The organism is Myxococcus sp. MH1, assembly GCF_059738865.1.
On the sequence record NZ_AP026947.1, the window covers coordinates 3882427 to 3905095 of the forward strand.

Consider the following 22669-nt stretch of genomic DNA (forward strand, 5'->3'; position numbering starts at 1 on the left):
AGGTACGCCCCTCGCGGGTGTCAATGGACGGAGCCCGGAGCACGGGAGGAGTGAGCAATGGCGGTCCACACGGTGCTGTCCCCCGACGTCTTCACGCGCATCGCAGAGACCTTCGGGCTGGGAAACGTGCTCGGCGTGACGCCCATCCCCCAGGGCTCCATCAACACCAACCACCGGTTGGAGACCGACACCGGCCGCTACTTCGTCCGCCACACGACGGTGCGCTCCTCGGACGACCTGCGCTTCGAGTCCGCCCTGCTCGCGCACCTGGCCGCGCACCACTTCCCCTCGCCCGTGCAGCTCACCACGCGCGAGGGCGCCACCTTCGTCGAGCTCGCGGGCGGCCGCGTGAGCGTCTTCCGCTGGCTCCCCGGTGAGGAGAAGCGCCACCCGGGCCTCACCGCCGAGCACCTGGAGCGGCTGGGCACCGAGCTGGGCAAGCTGCACCGCGACACCCAGTCCTTCGGCGGCAGCCGCGAGAACCCGTACTCTCCCCAGGTGGTGCGCGGGTGGCTGGTGGAGCTGGCGCGCCACCCGGACCCGACGCTGTCATCGCTCTCAGGGGAGCTGGAGGGGATGCTCACCCACGCGGAGTCACGGCGACAGGGCCTGGAGCCGCTCGGCGTCATCCACGCGGACCTCTTCACCGACAACGTGAAGTGGCTGGGCGACAGCGTGGGCGCCTTCTTCGACTTCGAGATGGCCTGCCGCGAGGCCTATGGCCTGGACCTGGTCATCACGTTGAACGCGTGGTGCTTCGACGGCGGGCAGTACCTGCCGGAGCTGTGTCGCGCGCTGGTGCGCGGCTACCAGGATGTCCGCCCGCTGGCCCCGGTGGAGCGCGAGAGCCTCTTCGGCCACGCGCTCTTCGGGGCGGTGCGCTTCACCGCGAGCCGCATCCGGGACTACCACCTGTCCGCGCTGCCCGCGGACAAGCTGGTGCGCAAGGACTACCGCACCTACCTGACCCGGGCCCGCGCGCTCACGGCCATGGGCCCCCAGGGCTACGCGGCGCTCCTGGGGCTGTGAGGCCTCAGATGCCGGTGAGGATCTTCCACTGGTTGCCCTCGAGCCGGAACACCATCTGCTCCAGCTCCGCCTCCTTCTGCGGGCGCGAGGTGAGGCCGGGCATCCGGAAGTTCAGCTTCCAGTAGTAGATGGCCGTGGCGATGTCCTTGCCCACCTGGACCTTGCGCACCTCCATCTCCACCTTGGGCGACTGGAGCTGCGGGAAGAGCGTCTCCAGGTACGGGCCCAGGTTCGCCGCGGTGAGGTCGTCCTCGGGATCACTCGGCGTGCCGGCGTCCTCGCGGAAGTCCTTCGACACCAGCGCCTGGATGGCGTGGGCGTCGCGTGCCTCGATGGCAGACCGATAGGCCTCCATCACTGCCAAAATGGCGCGGGTCTCGTCGGTGTCGTCGATTTCAGTGCCGGGGATGCGCTTCGGAGCGCAGGCGGCCAGGAGGGTCAGGGCGCAGATGGCGAGGAAGCGGTAGAGCATGGCGGGGCCTTACGAAGACAATGCGGAGGAAGTCAACCCATTCCCCACGGCCCCGCCTGCACTTCGCGTGCCTCAGCCCTTGCGGATGACCTCGGAGATGAAGCGGTTGAGGACGGGAATCTCGTTGTCGAGGATCTTCAGGCCCTCGCCCTGGATGACCTTCTCGCCGATGAGCGCCAGGGGCTTCATCAGGAAGGGCAGCTTGAGGGAGATTTCACCGTCCAGCGAGCGCTCCGTCTGGCCCGCGCCCAAATCACGGAAGCGCAGCGTGCCCGTGTTCACCAGCATCTTGGAGATGGTGTGGGACGTGGGCACGTTGGTGAACGTGAGCTCCTTGCGGCGCTTGTCGTAGGTGGACGACTCGATGAAGGCGAACCACTCGGGGGGCACGCGCTTGGGGCCGATGCTCTCGATGACGGGCTTGGGGCGGTAGCGCACCCGGCGGCGGACCACGTCACCCTCGGCCTTCACCTCGAGCGGCTGGAGCTCCAGCAGCACGCCATGGTGCTTGAGCAGGAACTCGAAGTACCGCTCGTCGAGGAGCGCGCGCTCCACCTCGTCCACCGTCCCCTGGATTCGCTGCCTCGTCTCGAACCGCATCGCTTCCCTCCTGATGACCTGGCTCGTCGCCGCTGTGTGGGCTGCCTGCCTAGCGGAAAGCGCGGCTAGCGGAAAGCCTGTCGTGGCACGAGCACGCCCCGGAAGGTCTTCTCCTCGAAATCACACCGCTCCACCCACTCCAGGGCGGTGGCCTTGAAGGCCGTGCCGAAGTCCGGGAGGACACCCACCTCGTGGCGCACCGCGCCGCAGTCGCCCGAGAGATAGGAAGCCTCCACCTTCAGGCGCAAGGCCTCGCGGCGCAGGGGCAGGGGCAGCGAATCGTCCGACAGCGCACGTTGCAGCGACTCGCCGGCCAGGACGGGGGAGCCCACCTGCTGCAGCCTGCGGCCCAGCAGGTAGTTGAGGTACGGGTCCGAGGGCAGGGCCTGCAGGGCGCGCGACAGGAGCAGGAGCCGCAGCTCCTCCTTGGGCGCCAGGAAGTACGCGTCGATGCCGGCGCGGCGCGCCGTGGACTCCAGCGCGGCGAGCTTCACCTGGGCGGTGCGCGTCAAATCGGGCGTGGCGTCCAGGGTCAGCACCGTGTCCAGGTGGGCGCGGGCCTGCTCGGGACGCTCGCGCCGGGTCTCCACGTCGGCCAGCGCCATGGCCACCTCGGCCTCGGAGACCGTCTGGCCCTTCACCTTGCCCGCGAGCGTGGTGAGCACGGTGGTGGCCTCGTCGTAGCGCTCCAGCGCGGAGAGGGCGGCGGCCTCGCCCAGGCGGTAGGCGGGCTCATCGGGCTGGAGGGTGGCGGCGCGGGTGTAGCGCTCCAGCGCATCCGACGGGTCCGTCACGAGCGAGGCGCGGGCGGGCTCGGTGAGGCGGGCCACCTCGCGCGCACAGGCGCGGCTGAAGAGGCTGCCAGCGCGGAAGCGCGCGAAGGCGCGGGCCACGGCGGCGTCGTCCAGGGGCAGGGCGTCGACATGTCGCTCCCACTCGCCGACGAGCTCGTCGAGGGGCCGCCCATAGGCCTCCTGGAAGTCCGCGTGCGCGTAGAGCGCGCGCAGCCTGTCGGAGCCGTAGGTGTCAGCGAGGTACAGGAGGAAGGAGCCCGCGACGGTGTACGCGCGCGCGGGGGCGGATTGGTAGAAGCCCTCCGGCCCCATCAGCTTGCGCATGTCGGGCGCCAGCTTCTGACGGCGCATGCCCGCGGCCCACTGGTGCAGCGTGAGGTCCCCCTGCGCGGGGCCGTCCGCGGCGACGGCGAACCCCTCGATGACGCCCATGAGGGGCCACAGGCCCAGGCGCGTGGTGACGCGGAAGGGACCGCTGCCAGCGGGCGCGGCCATGACGTGGGCCAGCTCGTGGTGCAGCGTGGAGTGGGGGAAGGGCTTGTCCTGGATGTGCAGCTCGTGGCGCCAGGGCTTCGCGTACTGCGTGCGGCCGGCGCCCACCAGCCGCTGCTTCTCCTCCTCGTTGCGATACAGCCACACGCGGATGCGCTCGGTGGGGGCCACGCCCAGGAAGCGCTGGACCTGCGTCCAGCGGAACTCCATGTCGCGGGCCATCCGGTCCACGTCCTCGCGCGACTTGCCCCGGGGGTAGTGCAGCCGGAAGTGCTCCGTGTCGCGCACGCCGCCCAGCGTCTCGGCCAGGTACGCGTCCGTCATCCGGGTGCGCAGCTGGGGCCCCTTCACCTCCAGGAAGCCGATGGCCACGGCGGGCAGCAGCAGCCCCACCAGGACGCCCACGCGCGGGGCGGCTCTCGACAGGTGCCCCGAGTCCACCTGGAGGAACGCGGCGGCGAGGCCCGCGAGGACCCAGGCCCACAGGAGCGTCTCCAGCCGGAACCAGCCGAGCGCGGGCGTCATCACCAGCGCCTCGTCGTAGAGGGGGCCGGGGAGATGTCCCAGGTAGTGGTTGAAGGCGAAGACCTGGGGCCCGGCGACGATGGGCCACACCGTGGGCGCCAACGACAGCAGGACCAGGAGCACATGCAGGCCCACGCCCCGCGAGGGACGGCGGGCCCCCAGGCCACACAGCACCCCCGAGGCCGAGGCCAGCACGGCCGAGGGGAGGGTGAGCATGGGATAGAAACCCACCAGCTCGAATGGATCACACGCGGTGCGCAGCCATGCGAAGACGGTGGAGGTGAGGAAGGGGGGCACCAGCGCCGCCACGTTGAGGACCAGGGCCGCACCCAGGGCGCGGGTCACGGCGGTGCCGGGGGCGTCCGGGCGGAGGGCGCCGGGGGGGCGGGGCTCCTGGCCGAGGAGGATCCGACGCTCCTGGGCGGCGGCGGCCACGCCCGTCCCCCCGCCGAGCAGCCCCACGGCGATGGCCAGGGCCAGGCCCAGCTCGAAGCCGGGGACGCCGAAGAGGGGGAGGAAGACGAGCGCCGAGCCTCCGCCCGCCAGGAGGAGCAGGGGGGCCAGGACGGCCGGGCGACGCATCAAGGCGCGGGCACGGGTGAGGACTTGCTCCATGGCCTCCCCTATACTCCCGGGCCGCATGTCCGAACAGAAGACAGGTCCCGAGCACCGCCAGCACGGGCGCGCGCCCATCGAGCTGAAGGTCGACTACAAGAAGCTCAACTCGTTCTTCGCGGACTACACGAAGAACATCAGCAAGGGCGGCACGTTCATCAAGACGAAGAAGCCGCTGCCCATCGGCACGCGCTTCCTCTTCAAGTTGACGGTGCCCCACCGGGAGGCGCCGTTCGAGTTGCTGGGCGAGGTCGTCTGGTCCAAGGCGGACGGCGACGAGCCGGGCATGGGCATCCGGTTCATCTACAGCAGCGACACGCAGCGGGTGGAGTTCGAGACCGTGGTGGAGCGGCTGATGTCCGACAGCCTGGGGCCCGAGCTGACCGAGAAGCTGCTCAACAAGCCGCTGCACCCCCAGCACCCATGAAGACCTCCCGTCGGCTCGGCCTGGTCCTCCTGTCGCTCGCGCTCTGCGCCTGTCAGCAGGAGGCGCAGGGCCGGCAGCCCTCGTCCACGCCTCCCGCGCCCGTGAAGCCTCCCGTCACCGACGTCACCGCGAAGGACTACGTGGGCCCCACGCTGCCGCGCGCGCACGTGCGGCTCAAGGACGCCTTCGGTGGGGTGCATCGGGTGGAGGTGGAGGTGGCCGCCACGCGCGACTCGCGAGAGCGCGGGATGATGTGGCGCACGGAGTTCGCCGAGGGCAAGGGGATGCTGTTCCTGTTCCCCCAGGAGTCGATGCAGGGCTTCTGGATGCGCAACACGCTCATCCCGCTGGACATCATCTTCATCACCGCGGACCTGCGCATCGCGGGCATCGTGTCGCGCGCGGTGCCCAGGTCGATGGAGACGCGCTCGGTGGGCGCGCCCAGCCAGTACGTGCTGGAGGTGCCGGGCGGCTGGGCGGAGAAGGTCGGCTTGCGCAAGGGCTCGCCGGTGGAGTTCGAGGGCGTGTCCAACCTCCGCATCGACCCGTGACGCGCGCGACGTTGGTCGCGCGTGACGTCATGGGGCCGTGACGTGATGAAGAAGTGACGCACTGAACAAGCCGTCGCCACACAGCCTCCTCAGGATGCGCTCGCGTCCGTTCGCCCGCATGCGAGCGCGACGCGAACCCCTGGAGGAAGTGGCTCATGTCTTCTCGTCTGTTGCGGCTCGCGACCGGTGCGGTGCTTCTGGGCAGCTCGTTGTCCTTCGTCGCCTGTGAGGGGGACACGGGCCCCGCTGGCGCGAACGGGCAGGATGGTCAGGATGGCGCGCCCGGCGAGGATGGAGCCCCGGGGGGTGACGGTGGACCGCAACGCGTGGCCGATTCGATGGCCGCTTGGCTGTAAACCCGCTACCAACTCTCCCTCGTCGAGACAGGCGGCTGAGGCGGAGTGTTGGCGCTCCCCGGCAATGGGACTCACGGGCTGAAGATTCATCAACTTCGGGCGATGTTCTTCAACCGCTTCGCATGGTCGCTCGGCGAAATTGCATTCCGATGCAGCGGGTCCCCGTGCCACAGCGGAGTCGGCAACTCTCGCCGGGGCGACGGAGATGGTCGGTTGTCAACGGCCCCACCCATTCGGTATCCCATACGAAAGGCGCTGACAAATGTACGGGCAGAATCGTATGCGAGCCGACCGATACCGTACGCGATCAAGATGCCGGTGGTAGCGGTGAGAGCAACAACGCCGAAAGCGATGGCTTCGATGAGCCCCCATGGGTCGTTACCGCTCACCCGATACGCTGCGACAAAGCCAGCCGCAATTGATGGCAGACCAACGAGTACCCACCGCATGGCGACATGGTGAGTGCTCCATCCCACTGGAGTCAAGATGGTGGGCATGCGGCTGTCTATCGTGGACACCGATGACTTCGGTGCGCCCTTGCCCGAGGGCTTGGTGTTGGGCACGCACTCCAACGACTCGGGTGGACAGACGCCATGGGTCACCATCTTCACGGGCGAGAAGGACGTGCAGGGTGTCTACGGCGACCCCTGAGGGATTGTGGACGTCGAAGAACAACTGGGTCCCCACCGTGCCCGGCATGCAGGCCGGTGCGCCGCGTGCGCTCGACTTCGCGTCGCCCGCGCCCGGCGACATGGTCAGCTTGGACACGCGCTCCACGCACCACAAGGATGGCCACGGCTTCTTCCTCCCGGACGCGTTCCGTCGTGATGCGGGAGGACAGCCGTCGCGCGAGGTGTATCGGCTCAACCTTGCCATCCTGGAGGCGGCGATGACGGTGGACCCGGCGCTGCTGGACGCGGCGAAGTCACGACGCCGGGTGGAGCCGGTGGACGAGCGCGCGGGTGGGGTGGACCTGGATGGAGATGGAGTGCTGGCCCGGGGTGTGGAGGTGGTGCGCGGACTGCCGACCCACTACGCGGGGGCCGCTGCGAAAGTGAAGGTGCGGCGCGACTTCTACCCGCGCGGTGTCGAGTTCCTGCACACCGTGCGGTACGTGGACCCGGATGCGCCCGCGCTGTTGTCCACGCGGATGAAGGAGGTCCGCTACTCGCGCAAGGACGAGGAGTACGCCGGCGACCAGGTGATGGCGTTCTACGGCGCGGAGCAGGAGAAGAAGATGCGCAACCGGTTGCCCGCGTTCCCGGGCACGCCGGAGCTGGGGCTCATCAACGAGTTCGGCTGGAGACTGCAGGGCTTCATCGAGGATGCGAGGGGGCGGCTGCGCGTGCAGACGATGGAGGAGCACGTGTTCTGCATGGGCTGTCACACGAACCTGGGGGTGACGGTGGACCAGACCTTCGGCTTCCCGCGCAAGGTGCCGGGGAGGGAAGGCTGGCGGCACCAGGACCTGCGTGGCATCGCGGACGTGCCGCAGGCGGGGCACGCGAAGCCGGAGGTGCTCACGTACTTCGAACGGGTGAAGGGCGGCGACGAGTTCCGGGCGAACGAGGAGCTGCTCGCGCGCTTCTTCGCGGACGGGAAGGTGGATGAGACCTCCGTGCGTCGGGCCTCGGTGGGAGGGGACAAGGACCTGGCGTGGCTGCTGACGCCGTCGCGTGAGCGGGCGCTGGCGCTGGGGCGGGCGTACATGGCGCTGGTTCGCGAGCAGGGCTTCACGAAGGGGCGCGACACGTTGCTGTCGCCGCCGACGAACGTGCTGCCCTCGGTGGAGAACGGCTCCACGGGGCTCGAGGACGCGGGCCTCATCTTCGAGGACGGCCGGCTGCACCTCGCGTGGGAGTAAGTCGGGGGGCTCGTGGCCTCACGCGTGAGCGTCATCGGCGAAGGCGGGTGACGCTCACGCGGACGGAGGTCCTTCACCTCGGAGGAGCGTAGGGGCTCCATCGAGTTCGTGACCGCTGAACTCCGAAGACGCGCCGAGGCGCGAACACGCGCCGGTGCTGCCGAGGGTCGAGCATCTGGTTTCAGGTGGTGACGCCTCGCGAGCGGCGTCGCCTTGTCGCGCTGCGACGCGCGGTCGCGGCTTTGGCGCGTCGGTCTCCGTGTGTCCGCGCAGTCCCGCTGCTACTTCGCGGCGGGGCGCTCGGCGAGCTCCGTAGCGCGCAGCAGCAACTGCTTCATCGTCACGGTGCCCAGGAACTGTCCCTGCGCATCCGTGACGACCACCGGCTCGTAGACTGCCTCCGGAGGCCGCGCCATCGCGAGCCCCACGAGCGCCGTCACCGCGACCTGGTCCTCGATGATGAGCGAGGGCGCATGCACCGCACTGCCGGGAACCCATGACGCGAGGTTGCGCCGCGTCACCAGCGCGCGGGGCCGTGCACCCTCGAGCACCACCACGTGGTCCGCCTGCGGCGCGTCGCGGAACACGTCGTTCACCGTGTCCACTGTCGCGGACACATCCACCGTCGCGCGGCGGATGACCAGCCCTCCGACCGTCGTGTCATCCGCGCGCTCACGCAGGAGCAGGGCGCGCATCGCCTCGCGCCGCCGCGACTCGAACGCCTCGGCCGGACGCATGGGGCTCGGCGTCGGACGCGCGAGCAGGTAGCCCTGCGCGTGACGGATGCCCAGCCGCAGCAGCACCGTCATCTCCTCCCACGTCTCCACGCCCTCGGCGATGAGGATGGCGTCCACGCTCGACGAGAAGTCCACCAGCGACTTCACCAGGTGCTGCCGGTACGCGTGCAGATGGATGTCGCGCACCAGCGCCTGGTCCAGCTTGATGAAGCGCGGGACGCAGTGCACCAGCGTCACCAGCCCCGAGTGCCCCGCGCCGAAGTCATCCAGCGCGAGCCCGAAGCCCTGCGCCGCGCACTCCCGCGTCAGCCGCTGCAACAGCGCGCCATCCTCGATGACCGCCTTCTCGGTGATCTCCAGCACCAGATGCCGAGGCCCCAACCCATGCCGCTCCAACAGCGCCAGCGTCGAGCCATCCCCGAAGCGCGGGTCGCTCAACACATCCGGGCTCACGTTGAAGAAGAACGGCGCGCGCCGCTGGTCCTCCGGCAGCTTCGAGATGCAGCGCAGCGCCGACGTCCAGCACGCGCGCTCCAGCTCCCACGTGTAGCCGGAGACCCGCGCGTGCGTGAACAGCTCGTGCGGTGACTCGAGCGAGCCCTGTCCGCGCGACAGCACCTCGTACCCGATGACCTCTCCCGTGCGCAGATCCACGATGGGCTGGAACGCGGAGGTCACCCCAGGCTCGGTGCCGTTCCACAACCAGAGGGGAATCAGACCGGGCTGTCGGACGAGGGGGTGGGTCATGACGGGGCAAATGTTACCTGACGCTACCCACGTCTACAGTTCATGCCTGCGAACCACCACCACAACCACCACTCAGCGTGCGAGACAGCGCCCGTTCCCCCCTCTACCCGTGTCCGATATCCGGGAATTCCTCGCTCAGGACGTACGAATCCGAGCGGTTTGGGCCTCCGAAGGAGCCTCCTCCCCGACGGGTTGGACGGGTTCGGGGACATGCGCGAGGGTGGCCTGCGAGGCCACGGCGTCCAGTCCCTGCCCCTCTTCCCACTGCACGGAGGACAGCGCGCGGAAGCGTCGCGCGAGGGATGACAGCTCCGCGGCCTTGAGCTGCGCCTGTCCGCTGCGCAGCGACAACAGCGCCACGCGCGCGCGCTCCAGCAACGCCACTTCGGAGCGCAGCCTCGCGAGGATTCGCTCACGCCGCACCTTCAGCTCCCCCAGCCGCTCCACCTCCTCCGCGAGCGACGCGGCGGCCGCCTCCAGCTGCCTGCGGGCCACCGCGTCCGTGGTGGCGCGCGCGGCGCGCTCCAGCTCCTCACGCTCGGCCCGCAGCTCCGCCTGCGCGCGCTCCTCGAGCTGGGACTCCACGCCCGCCCACTCGGAGGCCAGCTCCACCGCGTCGCGGGTGATGCGCGCCAGCGTGCGGGCCAGCTCCTCTCGCGCGGGCTCTCGCGGCAACAGCGCGAGCGACTGCCCGCACTGGCGATACAGCGCGAGCGCCCGCTCGCACTGCGTCCGGAAGTCCCCCGCGAGCCGAGGAATCAGCTCCTCCGCGCGCGCCTCCACCGGGTCCGCCGTGAGCGCCAGGTGCGCGGCCACCGAGCTCAGTCCCACGAAGAGCCCCAGGATGGCGCCCGTCGCCCCCGCCGCGAGCAGCGCGGGCGTGGCCAGGTCCGCCAGCCGCGCGGAGAACACCCGGGCAATCTCCGAGCCGGCGAGCGTGAGCCCCGCGCCCAACAGCGCCCCCAGGCCCAGGTGTACGAGGGTGGGGCGCGCCTCCGCCACCTGTCCCTCCACGCCCTTCTCGCTCAGCCGCGCACGCACCAGCAGCGAGCCCGCCGCCGCCGCGCTGCAGGCCACCGTCCACGCGGGCGCCATCCCCAGCGCATACGGCACCGACGTCAGCAACACGCCCAGTCCTCCCAACAGCACGCGGTCCCACTTGTCGCCCTGCGCGCACGCCAGCACCACGGCCGCCGGCACCAGCCACGCCAACGGCAACGGCACCCCCAGCCTCGCCGTGACGAGCTGCACCAGCCCCGCGCCCGCGCCCGCGGCCAGCGCCCTCGTCACGGTCCGCTCGAAGGCTTCGCGGTGGTGCAACTGCAAAATGGTGGCGTTCATCGACACTCCGAGCGTGGGGGCAGGGCAAGGGGCTCCCCCTTTCACGCACGGCCGAATTAAAAGGTCTGCCGCAATGAGAACCCCCCCGGTCCCCGTGGCGATGCGCGCGCTGGTCCTCCACGCCTATGACGGGCGCCCCGAGTCCCTCCAGGTGCAGACGCGCGCCGTGCCGCGTCCCACCGCGGGGCAGGTGCTGGTGCGCATGGCCGCCTCGCCCATCAACCCCGCGGACCTCCAGTTCGTGCGGGGCCAGTACGGCGTGCGCAACGCGCTGCCCGTGGTGCCGGGCTTCGAGGGCAGCGGCACCGTGGTGTCCGCGGGGAGCCTCGCGGGGCAGCTGCTGGTGGGGCGCCGCGTGGCGTGCGTGGCCCCGGTGGGCGGGGATGGCCTGTGGGCCGAGTACGCCGTGGTTCCGTTGCAGCAGTGCATCCCGCTGCGCGCCCACATCTCCGTGGAGCAGGGCGCCAGCCTCTTCGTCAACCCCTTCACCGCGTGGGTGCTGATGGAGCGCGCGAAGGAGGGCGGCCACGTGGCGCTCGCGCAGACGGGCGCGGCGAGCAGCGTGGGTCGGATGCTGGGCTCGCTGGCCCGTCGTCGGAACGTGGCCATGGTGCACGTGGTGCGGCGAAAGGAGCAGGTGGAGCTCCTTCGCGGCCTGGGCGTCGAGCACGTGCTGAGCAGCGACGAGCCCGAGTTCCAGGAGCGACTGCGGCTCATGTGTCACGAGCTCAAGGTGACGCTCGCCTTCGACGCGGTGGCGGGGCGACTGACGGGGCAACTGCTGAGCGCGTTGCCCGAGGGCGGGCACGTCACGGTGTACGGCGCGCTGTCGGAGCAGGAGTGCCGGTTCGACCCGGGCGACGTCATCTTCGGACGCAAGACGGTGGACGGCTTCGCGCTGTCGGAGTGGGCGCGCCGGGGCTTCGGCCGCGAGCAGCTCAAGGCGCTGATGGGCGTGCCCGCGCTGGTGGGCCGCGAGCTGGAGACGCCCGTGCGCGCGCGGCTGCCGCTCGAGTCCGCGGGCGAGGCGGTGAAGATTGCCTCCGCGGACATGACATCCGGCAAGGTGCTCTTCATGCCCGCGCAGGGCTCGCTGACCTGACGAAGGCCCGCGCTCAGGCCTTGTCGCGCGAGATGGGGCCGACCTTGCCCTTGGTCACGCGCAGGTAGTCGGCCGGGGCCAGCACGAGCTGCGTGCCTCGCACGCCCGCGGAGACGGCCACCTCGTCGAACAGCTCCAGCGTCTCGTCGACGAAGACCGGGTAGTCCTTCTTGCCGCCGATGGCCGTACAGCCGCCGCGCACGTAGCCGGTGAGCGGCTGCAGCTCCTTGAGCGGCACCGTGTCCACCTTGCGGTCCCCGCTCAGCCGGGCCAGCGCCTTCAGGTCCAGCTCCGCGTTGCCGGGCACCACCGCCATCAACACGCCGGTGCGGTCTCCTCTCGCGACGAGCGTCTTGAAGACCTGCTCGGCGGGCATGCCCACCTTGGCGGCCACGGTCTCCGCGGAGAGGTCCTCCGGGTCGACCTCGTAGTCGCGCAGCGAGTACTTCACGCCCAGCGAGTCGAGCAGCCGGGCGGCGTTCGTCTTCATCGCGTCACACCCCGAGAACGGCGGCCGCGGCCTTCACCCGCGCGAGGGCATCCTCGGGCGTGGTGCCCACCGCGGACAGGTGCCCCATCTTGCGTCCCTTGCGCGCCTCGCGCTTGCCATACAGGTGCAGCCGCACGCCGGGCAGCGCCAGCGCGTCCTCGAAGCGCGGCCCGCCCTCGCGCAGCCACAGGTCGCCCAGCAGGTTGACGATGGCCGCCGGGCGCACCACCTCCACCGAGCCCAGGGGCAGGTTGCACGCCGCGCGCACCGCCTGCTCGAACTGCGAGGTGAGGCAGGCGACCTCCGTGGAGTGGAAGCTGTTGTGCGGACGGGGCGCCAGCTCGTTGACGAGCACCGTGCCGTCGCGCAGCAGGAACAGCTCCAGCACCAACAGGCCCTCCACCTGCAGCGCGTCGGTGATGGCGCGCGCCAGCTCCGTGGCCTTCGCGGAGACCTTCTCCGGCAGGGGGCCCGGCAGCAGCGACCACGCGAGGATGCGCTCCTCGTGGTGGTTGAAGGCCGGCGGGTACACCGCGAGCTCGCCCTTGGGGCTGCGCGCCACCAGCACGGACAGCTCCGACTCCAAATCCAACGCGGCCTCGACGACGACGGAGCGCTCACCCAGCTCACGCCACGCGGAGGCGGCCTCACCCGCGGTCTTCACCTCCACCTGCCCGCGCCCGTCGTAGCCGCCCTCGCTGGACTTCACGAAGCACCGCCCGCCCAGCGCCTGGATGGCCTGGGCCAGCTCTTCGGCGGAGTGCGCCTCGCGCCACGGCCCCACGGGGAAGCCGCCCCTGGCGAGCCAGCCCTTCTGCCGGCCGCGGTGCTGGATGATGTTCAGCACGGACGCGCCCGGCCGCATGGGCGCATGGCGCGCCACCGCCTCCAGCGTGGCGAGCGGCACCTTCTCGATTTCGAGCGTCACCGTGTCGCAGCCCTTCGCCAGCTCCTCCGCGGCGGCGATGTCCCCGAAGGACGCGGTGAGGCAGCGGTCCACCACGGAGCGCGAGGGGCACGTCGGGTCCGGGTCCAACGCCTGCACCTGGAAGCCGAGCGTGCGCGCGGCCAGCGCCATCATCCGCCCCAGCTGCCCTCCGCCGAGGATGCCAATCGTCCCACCAGGGAGCACCACTCGCGGGCTCATGACAGCTCCCGGTGCGCGAGCACCTCGTCGGTGCGCGCCTTGCGCCACGCGGCCAGCCGCTCGCGCAGCTCCGGGTACTTCAGCGCCAGGATGGACGCGGCGTGCAGCGCGGCGTTGGCGGCGCCCGGCTTGCCGATGGCCTGCGTCCCCACCGGCACGCCCTTGGGCATCTGCACGATGGAGAGCAGCGCGTCGATGCCGTTGAGCAGCGTGGTGGGCATGGGCACGCCGATGACCGGCAGGAGCGTCTTCGCGGACACCATGCCCGGCAGGTGCGCCGCGCCCCCCGCGGCGGCGATGATGAGCGACAGCCCGCGTGACTCGGCCGTGGACGCGTACTCCATCATCCAGTCCGGCGTGCGGTGCGCGGAGACCACCCGCACCTCGTGGGGGATGCCCAGCTCCTTCAACACGTCGATGCCCGGCTGCAGGTACTCCAGGTCGCTCTTGCCGCCCATGATGACCCCGACCCAGGGGGTGTTGCCGCTCGCCATTCGGTCCACGCCTCCATGCGCTCTCCGGCCGAAGGCTGGAGGAACGCGGAGATAGGGCCGGGCGATTCCGACGGTCAACCTGGAACTGACCCGGCCACGCCCGTGCGCACGGTGGGTGCGCTCGCTCGCTTCGTTCCGTCCCAAGTCTCCGACTGGCCACCTGTAATACAGGCATGTCAGATTATTCTGATGAAAAGAGCCTTGCATCGCGTGCTGGTTCATCGAGCGTTCGCTCTCGGACTTCTCTGTGTCTGGTTGGGCCCGGGGTGTCAGGCGGGGCGTGGAGAACCCGAGCCGTCGGCGCCCGCAGAGCGCTCGGTGGGCTCGCCCCTGACCTCCGGGTTCACGAGCTTCCACGGCGTGGTCTTCAGCGCGAGTGGCCCCATCGCCGGGATGCACTGCCTGCGCATCGCCGCGACCTTCGACCCGCACGGCTGGGACGACAACTACCTGTGCTCTCCGACGGACCTCGGGTTCTTCTGGTACGACGGGGACACGACGTTCCCCTGGCCGGACCTGCGTTGCATCGAGATGACCGAGCGAGGGGACCCCGCTCTTTGGTTCGACAAGCGCCTGTGCGTCCCCCACGACTCGCCGCTCACCATGACCTGGTCGAGCACGGGGCCGCTGCCGGGCAAGGAGTGCATCCGCTTCCACGAGCCCGAGGACCCCTACGGGTGGAGCGACAACTACCTCTGCCTGGAGGCGCCGCTGGTGATGGCGTTCAGCGCGTCGGGCCCCATCGCGGGGATGAGCTGCACGTCGATGAACGAGCCGGCCGACGCCGCGGGAGGATGGACGGACAACCACCTGTGCACGAACAAGGACATCGGCCTGCGCTGGAGCATCAACGGCGAGCTGCCCGGCATGCGCTGCACCCAGATCCACGAGTCCGCGGAGCCGGCGTACAACGCGTGGCACGACAACTACCTGTGCGTGCCCCCGGAGGCGGAAGCGATGTTCTCCTATTCGTCGGCGGGCCCGCTGCCGGGGCGCCTGTGCACCCAGCTGCTGGAGGCGGACGACCCCTATACCTGGGACGACAACTACCTCTGCTACCACGAGGTGCCGGTGAACCTGGAGTTCTCCTCCGCGGGGCAGATGCCGGGGAAGGTCTGCACGGCGCTCACGGAGACGTCCGACGTGGCGGGCACGTGGCTCGACAACTACCTGTGCGCCCAGCGCGACGTCGGGATTCGCTGGAGCCTGGGCGGGCCCATCTCGGGCATGCGCTGCACGCGCATCTGGATGAACGGGGAGGGCGTGGCGACGGGGTGGAACGACAACTACCTCTGCCTGCCGCCGACCTCCGCCCTGAACTTCGTCTGGTCGCCGATGGGCCGCTGCGCCAACAAGATCTCCGTGCCCTTCGACGAGAGCGCGGACCCGCACGCCCACTGGATGGACTCGTACCTCTGCTACTGAGTCCATCGCCCTGAAGCGACGCACCCCGCCTCGCCACGTGCGCGCGGCGGGACGGGGTGGGGTGCTTGCCCGGGTGGCGATGCGTGGGCCCTTCAGTACGTGGAGCCCACCTTGCCGAAGCCCTTCAGGGCCTTCACCTTGGACTTCTTCACCGCCGAGCGCAGCTCCTCCTCGCTGCCGGCGCTGCTGTACTCGTCCAGCGTGGCCTGCTGCTCGGCCAGGTCCGCGGCCACCGCGGCGGGGCTGGCCACCGCGCCGGCCTCCTGCAGCATCACCTGGTTCTGCTGGATGTAGCCCTTGGCCTCCTCGCGGCGGCCGTCACGCAGGGCCTCGGCGGCCTTCTGGAGGTTCGCCGCGCTGCGTGCCCGCACCGCGTACACCGTGGCGTCCTTGTCCTGGCGCGCGAGGACCTCCTCCTGCCGGTCCGTCACCACCGCGGACAGCGCGGCGTTGTCCTCCACCGGCGCCTGGCGGATGAGGTCCGAGTAGCTCAGGGACACGTCCGTCACGCGCACGGTGCTGCCCACGGCCTGGCCCGTCGTCACCAGCCTGACGACGACACGCTCCAGCTGGCCGGCGGAGAAGTCCGGCAGCGACACCGTCACCTGGTTGCCGGACTGCCGCGCGTTGTAGCCCATCACCTCGCCCAGCGACGTGCCGGACGGCAGCGTGAAGGTGAGCGTCACGCCGCGCGCCACCGTCGTGGAGGCCTGCTGCAAATCCTTCTGGAAGAGGGCGGCCAGCTGGCTTGCGTCCTCGAGGAAGCCGTACGCGCCCGCGCCGTACTCGGCGAAGGCCTGCATCAGGTCCTCGTTGAAGTCGGTGCCCACGCCGATGGCGCTCACCGTGATTCCGGACGCGCGCAGCTCCTGCACCTGGCGCTCGAGGCCCTCGTCGTCGGTGATTCCCTCCGTGGGCTGCCCGTCGCTCATCAGGATGAGGCGGTTGACGCGGAACGAGGACTGCGCGGTGGACAACTGGAAGCGGCCCGCGGACAGGCCCGCGGCGATGTTGGTGCCGCCGTCATCCCAGATGCCGTCCACGTACTGGAGCATCCGCTCGCGCTGCGCGGGCGTGGCGAGCGCCGCCGGCAGGCTCTTCACGTCCGAGCCGTAGTGGACGATGGCCAGCCGGTCCTCCTCCCGCATCAGCCCGATGAGGTGCCGCGCGGCCTGCTTCGCCTGCGCCAGCTTGTAGCCGCTCATGGAGCCCGACCGGTCGATGACCAGCGCCAGGTTCACCGGGCTGCGCTTCGCCCCCGGCACCTCCGCGCCCATCAGGTCCACCGTGGCGAACAGCTCCGAGCTGCCCGCGGGGACGTACGGGTGCGACAGGCGGCTGGTCATCGTCAGCGAGCCGGGCGCGCCCGTCAGGGGAGGGGGCCTGGGCGGCGGCTCCACCACCACCACGGGCTGCGTCTTCGGAGCGCCCACCTGGGGGAGGCCCAACACCAGCGCGGTGAGGGCCAGGACTCCGGCCAGGGAGAGGAAGAGGACCGTTCGATTCATGTGGCAGGGCTCCTGGGCGTGAGGACGCGGGCCCTGCCTTTACGAACCAGCGCGGGGAAAAGGTCTATCCCCCGCGCCGGAAAGTGTCACCCACCCTGCGAGGTGCCCAGGCGCCCGGCGCAGAAGAAGGGCGAGTTGTTCTCGCCGAAGGTGTTCCGATAGAAGTCCTCGTCCGCGGAGCGAAGCGCCTCCAGCGTCTCCTGGTCCAGCAGCAGCGAGCGGCACGTCATGCGCTTGGGGAGGTTGGGCTCCACGTCCGTGGTGTCCTTCACCTCACACGCGCTGGCGCTCGCCCCGTCGATGCAGGGCTTGCTGCAGTAGCCGCGCGCCGGCGCCGTCAGGTTCACTTCACCTTCCTCCGTGCGGGCTCGCGGGTACTCCTGATCCCGCACGCAGATGAGGTCCTCGCACTCCACGGAGCCGAAGGAGATGAAGTCCTGGCGATCCGCCACCTCGCTCTCCAGGACCGGCACCGCACCCGTCGGATACTCGGCCTCCTCCTGCGGCGTGGCCGCCTTGCGCACCAGGGTGCAGGGCTTGCCGATTTCGCTGCTGACCTTGCATCCCGCCAGCACGAACACGGTGGTCGCGAGGAACGCGGCTCGGACGGACATCTTCATGAGACCTCTTCAAAAGGGGGGAGGGGCGTGGAGGGGCCACGCTCAGCGCTCCCCAGGGTAGCACAGCACCTCCCCGTGCCAACGACCCTCGAGTCGCACTGTCCGCCCTGGAATTGTGCAGGAATACCGGAGAGATACAGGGCAGACAGGCATCACAAGGGCGGTTGCCGCTCGGGAATACGACCGATAGGATGGCGAAGCAGAAAGAGTCGCGCTGAACCCCCCGGTGGAGTCTTTCCCCCCCTCCCCCACGGAGCCCCCGGTTTGAATCGCCACACGTTGCTGCTCGCGCTGTGCCTGGTGCCTGGTCTGGCATCCGCGCAGAGCCAGGAGGGCATGGGACTCGACCTCACGGAAGAGACCCAGCCCAAGTCGGAAGAGTCCACCACGCCACCGCCGGCGGAGGAGGCCGCGCCCGCGAGCACGGCCACGCGCCCCGTCGAGGAGGAGGCTCCGCCTCCCGAGGCCTTGATGCCGCTGACGGACATCACCCAGGAGGACCGGGTGAAGAGCGTCCAGCGCAAGGTGTACCGGAAGAAGGGCCGGTTCGAGCTGACGCCGCTCATCAGCATCTCCGTCAACGATCCGTTCTATTCGAAGGTGGGCGCGTCGGTGCGAGGCGCGTACTACCTGGCGGACACGCTGGCCATCTCCGCGCGCGGCTCGGTGATGCAGGTGGTGCCGTCCGACGACGTGCGCACCGCCAAGCGCACCTTCAACAGCAAGATCTACAACTCGGTGCCCCAGTGGTCCGCCATGGGCGACGTGGAGTGGAGCCCGCTGTACGGCAAGGTGGCGTTCCTCAACTCCATCCTCCACTTCGACGGCTACCTGCTGGCGGGCGCGGGCGTGGTGAACACGGAGACCTCGTCCCTGCCGGGCCGCGGGCTCAACCCGGCCGCGGACCTGGGCCTGGGCATGCGCTTCGTCGCCCAGGACTGGATCGCGGTGAACGTGGCGCTCATCAACACCTCCTACGTGGATCAGCCCCTGGGTAGCGCCAAGGGCGCCGTGCAGAACGTCATGACCCTCAACGCCGGCATCTCGCTGTTCCTGCCCTTCCGTTCGACGGGGAGGGACGCGGAATGAAGCCCGTCTTCCGTTGGCTGCTCGCGCTGTGTCTGACGGCGCCGGTGCTCGCGCACGCGCAGGCCTCCGAGGAGGAGGAGGCCGGCGACGTGTCGGAAGTGGACAAGGACCGCCTGGGGCCCCTGCGTGAGCGGGTGCGTCCGGTGTCCGGTCACGTGTTCCTGAAGAAGGGGCGCTTCGAGTTCAGCCCGTCCGCGACGGTGTCGCTGCGCGACGCCTTCTTCACCAAGTACATCTTCGGCGGCACGCTCACCTACCACCCCATGGAGACGCTCGGCGTCAGCCTGCGGCTGGGCTACGCGTTGACGTCGGTGGCGGGCGCGGCGCAGATCTGCACCTTCTCCGACGGCACGGACGGCTCCACGCGGGGCTGCTCGTCTCCGACGATGAAGGACCTGGACGGTCAGGCGCCCGGGCAGCTCAAGCTCATGGGGGGCGTGGACCTCCAGTGGGCGCCCATCTACGGCAAGCTGTCGCTGCTCGCCGAGAAGTTCGTCCACTTCGACCTCTACGGCGTCGTCGGCGCGTCCGTCGTCCAGTACCGGGGCCCGGACCTGGATGACACCACGGGCCTCTTGGCGAAGGACTACCTGACGCCCGGCGGCAACGTGGGCGTGGGCCTGCGCTTCTTCTTCAACCGCTGGGTGTCGCTGCGCACCGAGGTGCGCGACCTCATCTACGTGGAGAAGAGCCGCACCTCCGACAGCTACCTGCGCAACCAGCTGATGTTCGAGCTGGGTGTGTCCTTCTTCTTCCCCTCGTCCAACCCCGAGTCATGATGCGTTCCTTCAGGCTCATCCGTCTCGCCGTCCTCGGGCTCGCGCTCGCGTGGACGGCTCCATCCTACGCCCAGAGCTTCGAGGGTCTGGACCTGGGCGGTCAGTCCAAGTCCAAGAAGAAGAAGAAGGGCGCGACCTCCGCCAAGTCCGCCAAGGGCTCCAAGTCCGCCAAGGGCAAGAAGAAGAACGGGCGCGGCAAGACCGCTCCCGCGTTGGTGGAGGCTCCCGAGGACGAGCCGATCCCCGCGCCGGTGGAGGCCGCTCCCTCGGCCGTCACGGCTCCGGCGGCGGCGACGCCCGCCGCGACGACCTCCACGCCCGCGACGCCGCCTCCGGCGCCCACCCCCGCGGCCCCTCCGGCGCAGGACAGCGCCGGTGGCTTCGGGCTGGACCTGACGCAGCAGGAGGCTCCCAAGGCTCCGGCGCCCACCATGTCGTTCGACGCGGTGGACGTGTCGGGCAAGACGGCGGACCGTCAGCGTCTGGACGTGGCGGTCAGCCTCTTCAAGAACGACGAGTACGAGAAGGCCTCCATGGCGGCCCACGAGCTGCTGGCGGACCCGAAGCTGGCGGGGCTGCACACCGAGGCGCGCTACGTGCTGGCCAAGTCGCTCTACCGCATGGGCATGTACCACTCGTCGCTCGGCGAGTTCTCGAAGATCCTCTCGCTGGGGCCCTCGACCAAGTTCTTCAAGACGAGCCTGGAGTGGCTGTTCTTCATCAGCCGCAAGACGAAGAACGAGACGGTCATCCTCGATGAGATTGCCCGGCACGCGAACCAGGAGTTCCCGGAGAAGTACCGCAACGAGTTCCGGTACCTGCTGGCGCGCTACCACTTCGTGCGCGGCCGCGCGCTGGACCAGGTGGGCCAGACGGCGGACGCGGACAAGAGCTTCGCCGAGGTGAAGCGGCTGACGCTGCTCATCCCGAAGACGGACGCGTTCTATCCCCGCGCGCGCTACCTGGACGGCATCGCCAGTTTCCGCAACGGCAGCCGTCAGAAGGACGCGGCGTCCAAGCGCGGCAACGGCGAGATGCTCGCGTCGGTGGAGGCGATGAAGGAGGTGGTGCGCCTCACCCGCCCGGTGGCCGGCAAGTCCGCGGACCAGGCCAAGGCGGACAAGTCCCTGCGCGAGCTGGCGTTCATGCAGCTGGCCCGGACGCACTACGGCATGCAGCAGAACCGCTACGCGCTGTTCTACCTGGGCAAGGTGGAGCGCGGGAACACGCAGTGGCTGGAGTCGCTCTTCGAGTCGAGCTGGGCCAACTACCGCGTGGGCCAGTACGAGCAGGCGCTGGGCAACCTGATTACGTTGTCGTCGCCCTTCTTCCGCGAGGAGTACTTCCCGGAGGCGCTCATCCTCAAGGCGGTCATCTATTACGAGAACTGCCGCTACCGCGAGTCGAACATCATCCTCCAGGACTTCGAGCGCACGTACCTGCCGGTGCATGACCAGCTCGAGGGCCTGGTGAAGAAGGACATGGAGGCCTCGGCCTACTACTCGGTGCTGGCGGACGTGCAGAAGAAGAACAAGGAGGGGCTGGAGAAGAACGACACCGACCTCATCCTGGAGCGCATCCTCCGCCTGGCCCTCACGGACCAGGACCTGCGCAAGACGAACGACTCCATCCTCGAGCTGGAGGGGGAGATGGACGCCTTCGCCAGCCGCGGCGACACCTTCAAGTACTCCGAGCTGTCCAAGCAGCTCCTGGAGGAGCTGAAGGTGCAGCGCCTGAGCCTCATCTCCAAGGCCGGCATCATGGCCAAGGGCAAGCTGGAGACGGAGCTCGTGGCGCTCAAGCAGCTGCTCGCCAACGGCCTGCGCATCAAGTTCGAGACCACCACGAAGGAGAAGGAGTTCCTGGAGGAGCAGCTCAAGGCGGGCGGCCGCACGGCCATCGTCAAGAAGTACCGCTTCTCCGTGGCGGTGGCGGACGATCAGCTCTACTGGCCGTACGAGGGTGAGTACTGGCGCGACGAGCTGGGCACGTACCAGTACACGCTGACCAAGGGCTGCATCGACCGCGACTCGGCGAACCGCAACGTCCAGTCGGCGGAGGCCCAGTAGCGGGAGGCCCCGCGTCGAATCGTCGCGGGGGGCTCGCACGGAGCGCCTTTTCGACCGCCGGAGCGCTATCTTCCGCGCTCCGGCGGTTTTTCATTTCAGGCAAAGGGAGCTACGGGTGAGCCGGACGGCGTCACTGCGCGTCGTCTTCGGAATCGTGTCGCTGGACCTCATCGGGTTCGGCATCCTGATTCCGCAGCTGGGCGTGTACGGAGTGAAGTTCGGGGCGTCGCCGTTCACGGTGGGGCTGCTCATCTCCGTCTTCTCGTTGATGCAGCTCATCGCGGCGCCGGTGCTCGGGCGGCTGTCGGACAGGTACGGCCGCAGGCCCGTGCTCCTGGCCAGCCAGGTGGGCTCGCTCCTGGGCTACCTGCTGTTCGCCGTGGCGCACTCGCTGCCGCTGTTGTTCCTGGCGCGCGTCATCGACGGCATCTCCGGCGGCAACATCGCCACGGCGCAGGCGGTGGTGGCGGACATCACCAGGCCGGAGGAGCGGGCGCGCGGGATGGGCGTCATCGGCGCGGCCTTCGGGCTGGGCTTCGTGCTGGGGCCCGCGCTCGGGGGCTTTCTGGGCGCGTGGGGCGGCAACCTGGCCATCGGCCTGTTCGCCGCGGGGCTGGTGGCCGTGAACCTGGTCTGCACGTACCTGTTCCTGCCGGAGTCGCGCGCGCCGGGCGGGCCGGAGGGCCACGCGCGCACGCTCAAGGGCGTCTCCCAGGCGCTGCGGCTGCCCGTCGTCGCGAAGTGCCTGGTGCTGATGCTGCTGTTCACCACGGCCTTCGCCCAGATGGAGGGCACCTTCTCCGTCTACCTGCTGACGCGCTTCCTCTCCTCGGGGCCGGTGGCGCTGGAGGAGGGAGGGCTGTTCCTGCACGCGGTGCGCACGGACGCGGCGGTGCTGAGGGAGGCGAGCCTTCGCGCCGGCTGGCTCTTCGCCGTGGTGGGGATCCTGAGCGCGCTGGTGCAGGGTGGGGTGGTTCGCCGGCTGGTGGGCAAGGAGGGGGGCGGCTCCGGGCGGGAGGCGCGGGTGGCCCTGGTGGGCTTCGCGGTGACGGCGATGGGGCTGGCGCTGTTGCCGGTGGCGCCCACGTACGGGTGGCTGTTCCCCGTGATGGGGCTGTTGGCGGTGGGCTCGGCCCTGACGAACCCGTGCCTGTCCGCGCTGGTGTCGCTCCACGCGCCGGCGGACCGGCTGGGCGCGGCCCTGGGGGGCTTCCAGGCGGCGGGCTCGCTGGGGAGAATCGTGGGCCCGGCGCTGGGCGGGTGGCTCTTCACCCGTTTGGGGCCCGGGGCGCCGTACGGCACGGCGGCGGGAATGCTCGTCGTGGGGGCCCTGGTGGCCGCCTCGTTGGTGGGGCAGGCAAGAATGGCAGGCGCGAGGGCCCAACAAAGGTCGTAA

General features: G+C 69.9%; 21 protein-coding genes. 11 read left to right on the forward strand and 10 right to left on the reverse strand.

The window, feature by feature from the left end; all coding sequences use genetic code 11:
• The first annotated feature begins 57 nt into the window (after positions 1-57).
• Entirely contained in the window at positions 58-1029 is a 972-nt protein-coding gene (locus AC6JA9_RS15525) for a homoserine kinase (protein WP_426746921.1), read from the forward strand.
• A gap of 4 nt (positions 1030-1033) precedes the next feature.
• On the opposite strand, the gene AC6JA9_RS15530 is transcribed toward AC6JA9_RS15525, so the two are convergent.
• The 3 genes from AC6JA9_RS15530 to AC6JA9_RS15540 form a co-directional block, all read right to left on the reverse strand.
• On the reverse strand, positions 1034-1501 hold the full coding sequence (locus AC6JA9_RS15530; RefSeq protein ID WP_223783075.1) for a nuclear transport factor 2 family protein: 468 nt from the start codon (positions 1499-1501) through the stop codon (positions 1034-1036).
• Positions 1502-1573: 72 nt separating this feature from the next.
• Entirely contained in the window at positions 1574-2101 is a 528-nt protein-coding gene (locus AC6JA9_RS15535; RefSeq protein WP_223746654.1) for a hypothetical protein, read from the reverse strand.
• A gap of 65 nt (positions 2102-2166) precedes the next feature.
• Positions 2167-4527: a hypothetical protein gene (locus AC6JA9_RS15540; RefSeq protein WP_497960022.1), complete on the reverse strand. Its 2361-nt coding sequence runs from the start codon at positions 4525-4527 to the stop codon at positions 2167-2169.
• 25 nt (positions 4528-4552) lie between these two features.
• Here AC6JA9_RS15540 and plpQ point away from each other — a divergent pair, with 25 nt between their 5' ends.
• The 4 genes from plpQ (at position 4553) to AC6JA9_RS15560 (ending at position 7725) form a co-directional block, all read left to right on the forward strand.
• Positions 4553-4954: a motility regulator PlpA gene (gene plpQ, locus AC6JA9_RS15545; protein ID WP_046712779.1), complete on the forward strand. Its 402-nt coding sequence runs from the start codon at positions 4553-4555 to the stop codon at positions 4952-4954.
• The gene (locus AC6JA9_RS15550) at positions 4951-5505 is read left to right on the forward strand and encodes a DUF192 domain-containing protein (protein WP_223783073.1); all 555 of its coding nucleotides are present in this window, start codon (positions 4951-4953) and stop codon (positions 5503-5505) included. Before plpQ ends, AC6JA9_RS15550 begins: the two co-directional genes overlap by 4 nt.
• An 851-nt stretch (positions 5506-6356) precedes the next feature.
• Positions 6357-6512 (forward strand): DUF839 domain-containing protein, encoded by a 156-nt coding sequence (locus AC6JA9_RS15555; protein WP_223746657.1) that lies wholly within the window; start codon positions 6357-6359, stop codon positions 6510-6512.
• Positions 6493-7725, forward strand: coding sequence for an Aq_1262 family (lipo)protein (locus AC6JA9_RS15560; RefSeq protein WP_497960024.1), 1233 nt, complete (start codon positions 6493-6495; stop codon positions 7723-7725). The genes AC6JA9_RS15555 and AC6JA9_RS15560 overlap by 20 nt, the downstream gene beginning before the upstream one ends.
• A 281-nt stretch (positions 7726-8006) precedes the next feature.
• Here the strand turns inward: AC6JA9_RS15560 and AC6JA9_RS15565 are convergent, their stop codons facing one another.
• Positions 8007-9209: an EAL domain-containing protein gene (locus AC6JA9_RS15565; protein ID WP_223783071.1), complete on the reverse strand. Its 1203-nt coding sequence runs from the start codon at positions 9207-9209 to the stop codon at positions 8007-8009.
• A 135-nt stretch (positions 9210-9344) separates the two neighbouring features.
• Positions 9345-10550 (reverse strand): hypothetical protein, encoded by a 1206-nt coding sequence (locus AC6JA9_RS15570; RefSeq protein WP_141332133.1) that lies wholly within the window; start codon positions 10548-10550, stop codon positions 9345-9347.
• Positions 10551-10623: 73 nt separating this feature from the next.
• On the opposite strand from AC6JA9_RS15570, the gene AC6JA9_RS15575 reads away from it, so the two are divergent.
• Positions 10624-11652, forward strand: coding sequence for a zinc-binding dehydrogenase (locus AC6JA9_RS15575; protein ID WP_174816724.1), 1029 nt, complete (start codon positions 10624-10626; stop codon positions 11650-11652).
• A gap of 13 nt (positions 11653-11665) precedes the next feature.
• Here AC6JA9_RS15575 and ybaK read toward each other — a convergent pair whose 3' ends face one another.
• The 3 genes from ybaK to purE are packed head-to-tail and all read right to left on the reverse strand — an operon-like array spanning position 11666 to position 13783.
• On the reverse strand, positions 11666-12142 hold the full coding sequence (gene ybaK, locus AC6JA9_RS15580; protein WP_223746661.1) for a Cys-tRNA(Pro) deacylase: 477 nt from the start codon (positions 12140-12142) through the stop codon (positions 11666-11668).
• A 4-nt stretch (positions 12143-12146) separates the two neighbouring features.
• Positions 12147-13289 carry a 5-(carboxyamino)imidazole ribonucleotide synthase gene (purK, locus tag AC6JA9_RS15585; RefSeq protein WP_497960026.1) on the reverse strand — a complete coding sequence of 381 codons (1143 nt, stop codon included), beginning with the start codon at positions 13287-13289 and terminating at the stop codon, positions 12147-12149.
• Complete coding sequence (gene purE / locus AC6JA9_RS15590; protein WP_046712787.1) at positions 13286-13783, reverse strand: 5-(carboxyamino)imidazole ribonucleotide mutase; 498 nt, start codon at positions 13781-13783, stop codon at positions 13286-13288. The genes purK and purE overlap by 4 nt, the downstream gene beginning before the upstream one ends.
• A gap of 318 nt (positions 13784-14101) precedes the next feature.
• Here purE and AC6JA9_RS15595 point away from each other — a divergent pair, with 318 nt between their 5' ends.
• Complete coding sequence (locus AC6JA9_RS15595; protein WP_223783069.1) at positions 14102-15208, forward strand: hypothetical protein; 1107 nt, start codon at positions 14102-14104, stop codon at positions 15206-15208.
• 92 nt (positions 15209-15300) lie between these two features.
• On the opposite strand, the gene AC6JA9_RS15600 is transcribed toward AC6JA9_RS15595, so the two are convergent.
• Together AC6JA9_RS15600 and cglC are read right to left on the reverse strand one after the other, a co-directional pair.
• Entirely contained in the window at positions 15301-16716 is a 1416-nt protein-coding gene (locus tag AC6JA9_RS15600; protein ID WP_223746664.1) for a vWA domain-containing protein, read from the reverse strand.
• An 86-nt stretch (positions 16717-16802) separates the two neighbouring features.
• The gene (gene cglC, locus AC6JA9_RS15605; protein ID WP_141332137.1) at positions 16803-17336 is read right to left on the reverse strand and encodes an adventurous gliding motility lipoprotein CglC; all 534 of its coding nucleotides are present in this window, start codon (positions 17334-17336) and stop codon (positions 16803-16805) included.
• 264 nt (positions 17337-17600) lie between these two features.
• On the opposite strand from cglC, the gene AC6JA9_RS15610 reads away from it, so the two are divergent.
• From AC6JA9_RS15610 to AC6JA9_RS15625, 4 genes are all read left to right on the forward strand, one after another.
• Positions 17601-18425 (forward strand): outer membrane beta-barrel domain-containing protein, encoded by an 825-nt coding sequence (locus tag AC6JA9_RS15610; protein WP_141333108.1) that lies wholly within the window; start codon positions 17601-17603, stop codon positions 18423-18425.
• Positions 18422-19204, forward strand: a complete 783-nt coding sequence (locus AC6JA9_RS15615) for an outer membrane beta-barrel domain-containing protein (RefSeq protein ID WP_223746665.1) — start codon at positions 18422-18424, stop codon at positions 19202-19204. The genes AC6JA9_RS15610 and AC6JA9_RS15615 overlap by 4 nt, the downstream gene beginning before the upstream one ends.
• Positions 19201-21273, forward strand: coding sequence for an adventurous gliding motility protein GltC (gltC, locus tag AC6JA9_RS15620; protein ID WP_497960029.1), 2073 nt, complete (start codon positions 19201-19203; stop codon positions 21271-21273). Before AC6JA9_RS15615 ends, gltC begins: the two co-directional genes overlap by 4 nt.
• 115 nt (positions 21274-21388) lie before the next feature.
• On the forward strand, positions 21389-22669 hold the full coding sequence (locus tag AC6JA9_RS15625) for an MFS transporter (protein ID WP_426746914.1): 1281 nt from the start codon (positions 21389-21391) through the stop codon (positions 22667-22669).

Bases quoted from the DNA above. Each gene is read 5' to 3' on its own strand.
- AC6JA9_RS15525 (WP_426746921.1), top strand. From the start codon at position 58: ATGGCGGTCCACACGGTGCTGTCCCCCGACGTCTTCACGCGCATCGCA.
- AC6JA9_RS15530 (WP_223783075.1), bottom strand. From the start codon at position 1,501: ATGCTCTACCGCTTCCTCGCCATCTGCGCCCTGACCCTCCTGGCCGCC.
- AC6JA9_RS15535 (WP_223746654.1), bottom strand. From the start codon at position 2,101: ATGCGGTTCGAGACGAGGCAGCGAATCCAGGGGACGGTGGACGAGGTG.
- AC6JA9_RS15540 (WP_497960022.1), bottom strand. From the start codon at position 4,527: ATGGAGCAAGTCCTCACCCGTGCCCGCGCCTTGATGCGTCGCCCGGCC.
- plpQ (WP_046712779.1), top strand. From the start codon at position 4,553: ATGTCCGAACAGAAGACAGGTCCCGAGCACCGCCAGCACGGGCGCGCG.
- AC6JA9_RS15550 (WP_223783073.1), top strand. From the start codon at position 4,951: ATGAAGACCTCCCGTCGGCTCGGCCTGGTCCTCCTGTCGCTCGCGCTC.
- AC6JA9_RS15555 (WP_223746657.1), top strand. From the start codon at position 6,357: ATGCGGCTGTCTATCGTGGACACCGATGACTTCGGTGCGCCCTTGCCC.
- AC6JA9_RS15565 (WP_223783071.1), bottom strand. From the start codon at position 9,209: ATGACCCACCCCCTCGTCCGACAGCCCGGTCTGATTCCCCTCTGGTTG.
- AC6JA9_RS15570 (WP_141332133.1), bottom strand. From the start codon at position 10,550: ATGAACGCCACCATTTTGCAGTTGCACCACCGCGAAGCCTTCGAGCGG.
- AC6JA9_RS15575 (WP_174816724.1), top strand. From the start codon at position 10,624: ATGAGAACCCCCCCGGTCCCCGTGGCGATGCGCGCGCTGGTCCTCCAC.
- ybaK (WP_223746661.1), bottom strand. From the start codon at position 12,142: ATGAAGACGAACGCCGCCCGGCTGCTCGACTCGCTGGGCGTGAAGTAC.
- purK (WP_497960026.1), bottom strand. From the start codon at position 13,289: ATGAGCCCGCGAGTGGTGCTCCCTGGTGGGACGATTGGCATCCTCGGC.
- purE (WP_046712787.1), bottom strand. From the start codon at position 13,783: ATGGCGAGCGGCAACACCCCCTGGGTCGGGGTCATCATGGGCGGCAAG.
- AC6JA9_RS15600 (WP_223746664.1), bottom strand. From the start codon at position 16,716: ATGAATCGAACGGTCCTCTTCCTCTCCCTGGCCGGAGTCCTGGCCCTC.
- cglC (WP_141332137.1), bottom strand. From the start codon at position 17,336: ATGAAGATGTCCGTCCGAGCCGCGTTCCTCGCGACCACCGTGTTCGTG.
- AC6JA9_RS15615 (WP_223746665.1), top strand. From the start codon at position 18,422: ATGAAGCCCGTCTTCCGTTGGCTGCTCGCGCTGTGTCTGACGGCGCCG.
- gltC (WP_497960029.1), top strand. From the start codon at position 19,201: ATGATGCGTTCCTTCAGGCTCATCCGTCTCGCCGTCCTCGGGCTCGCG.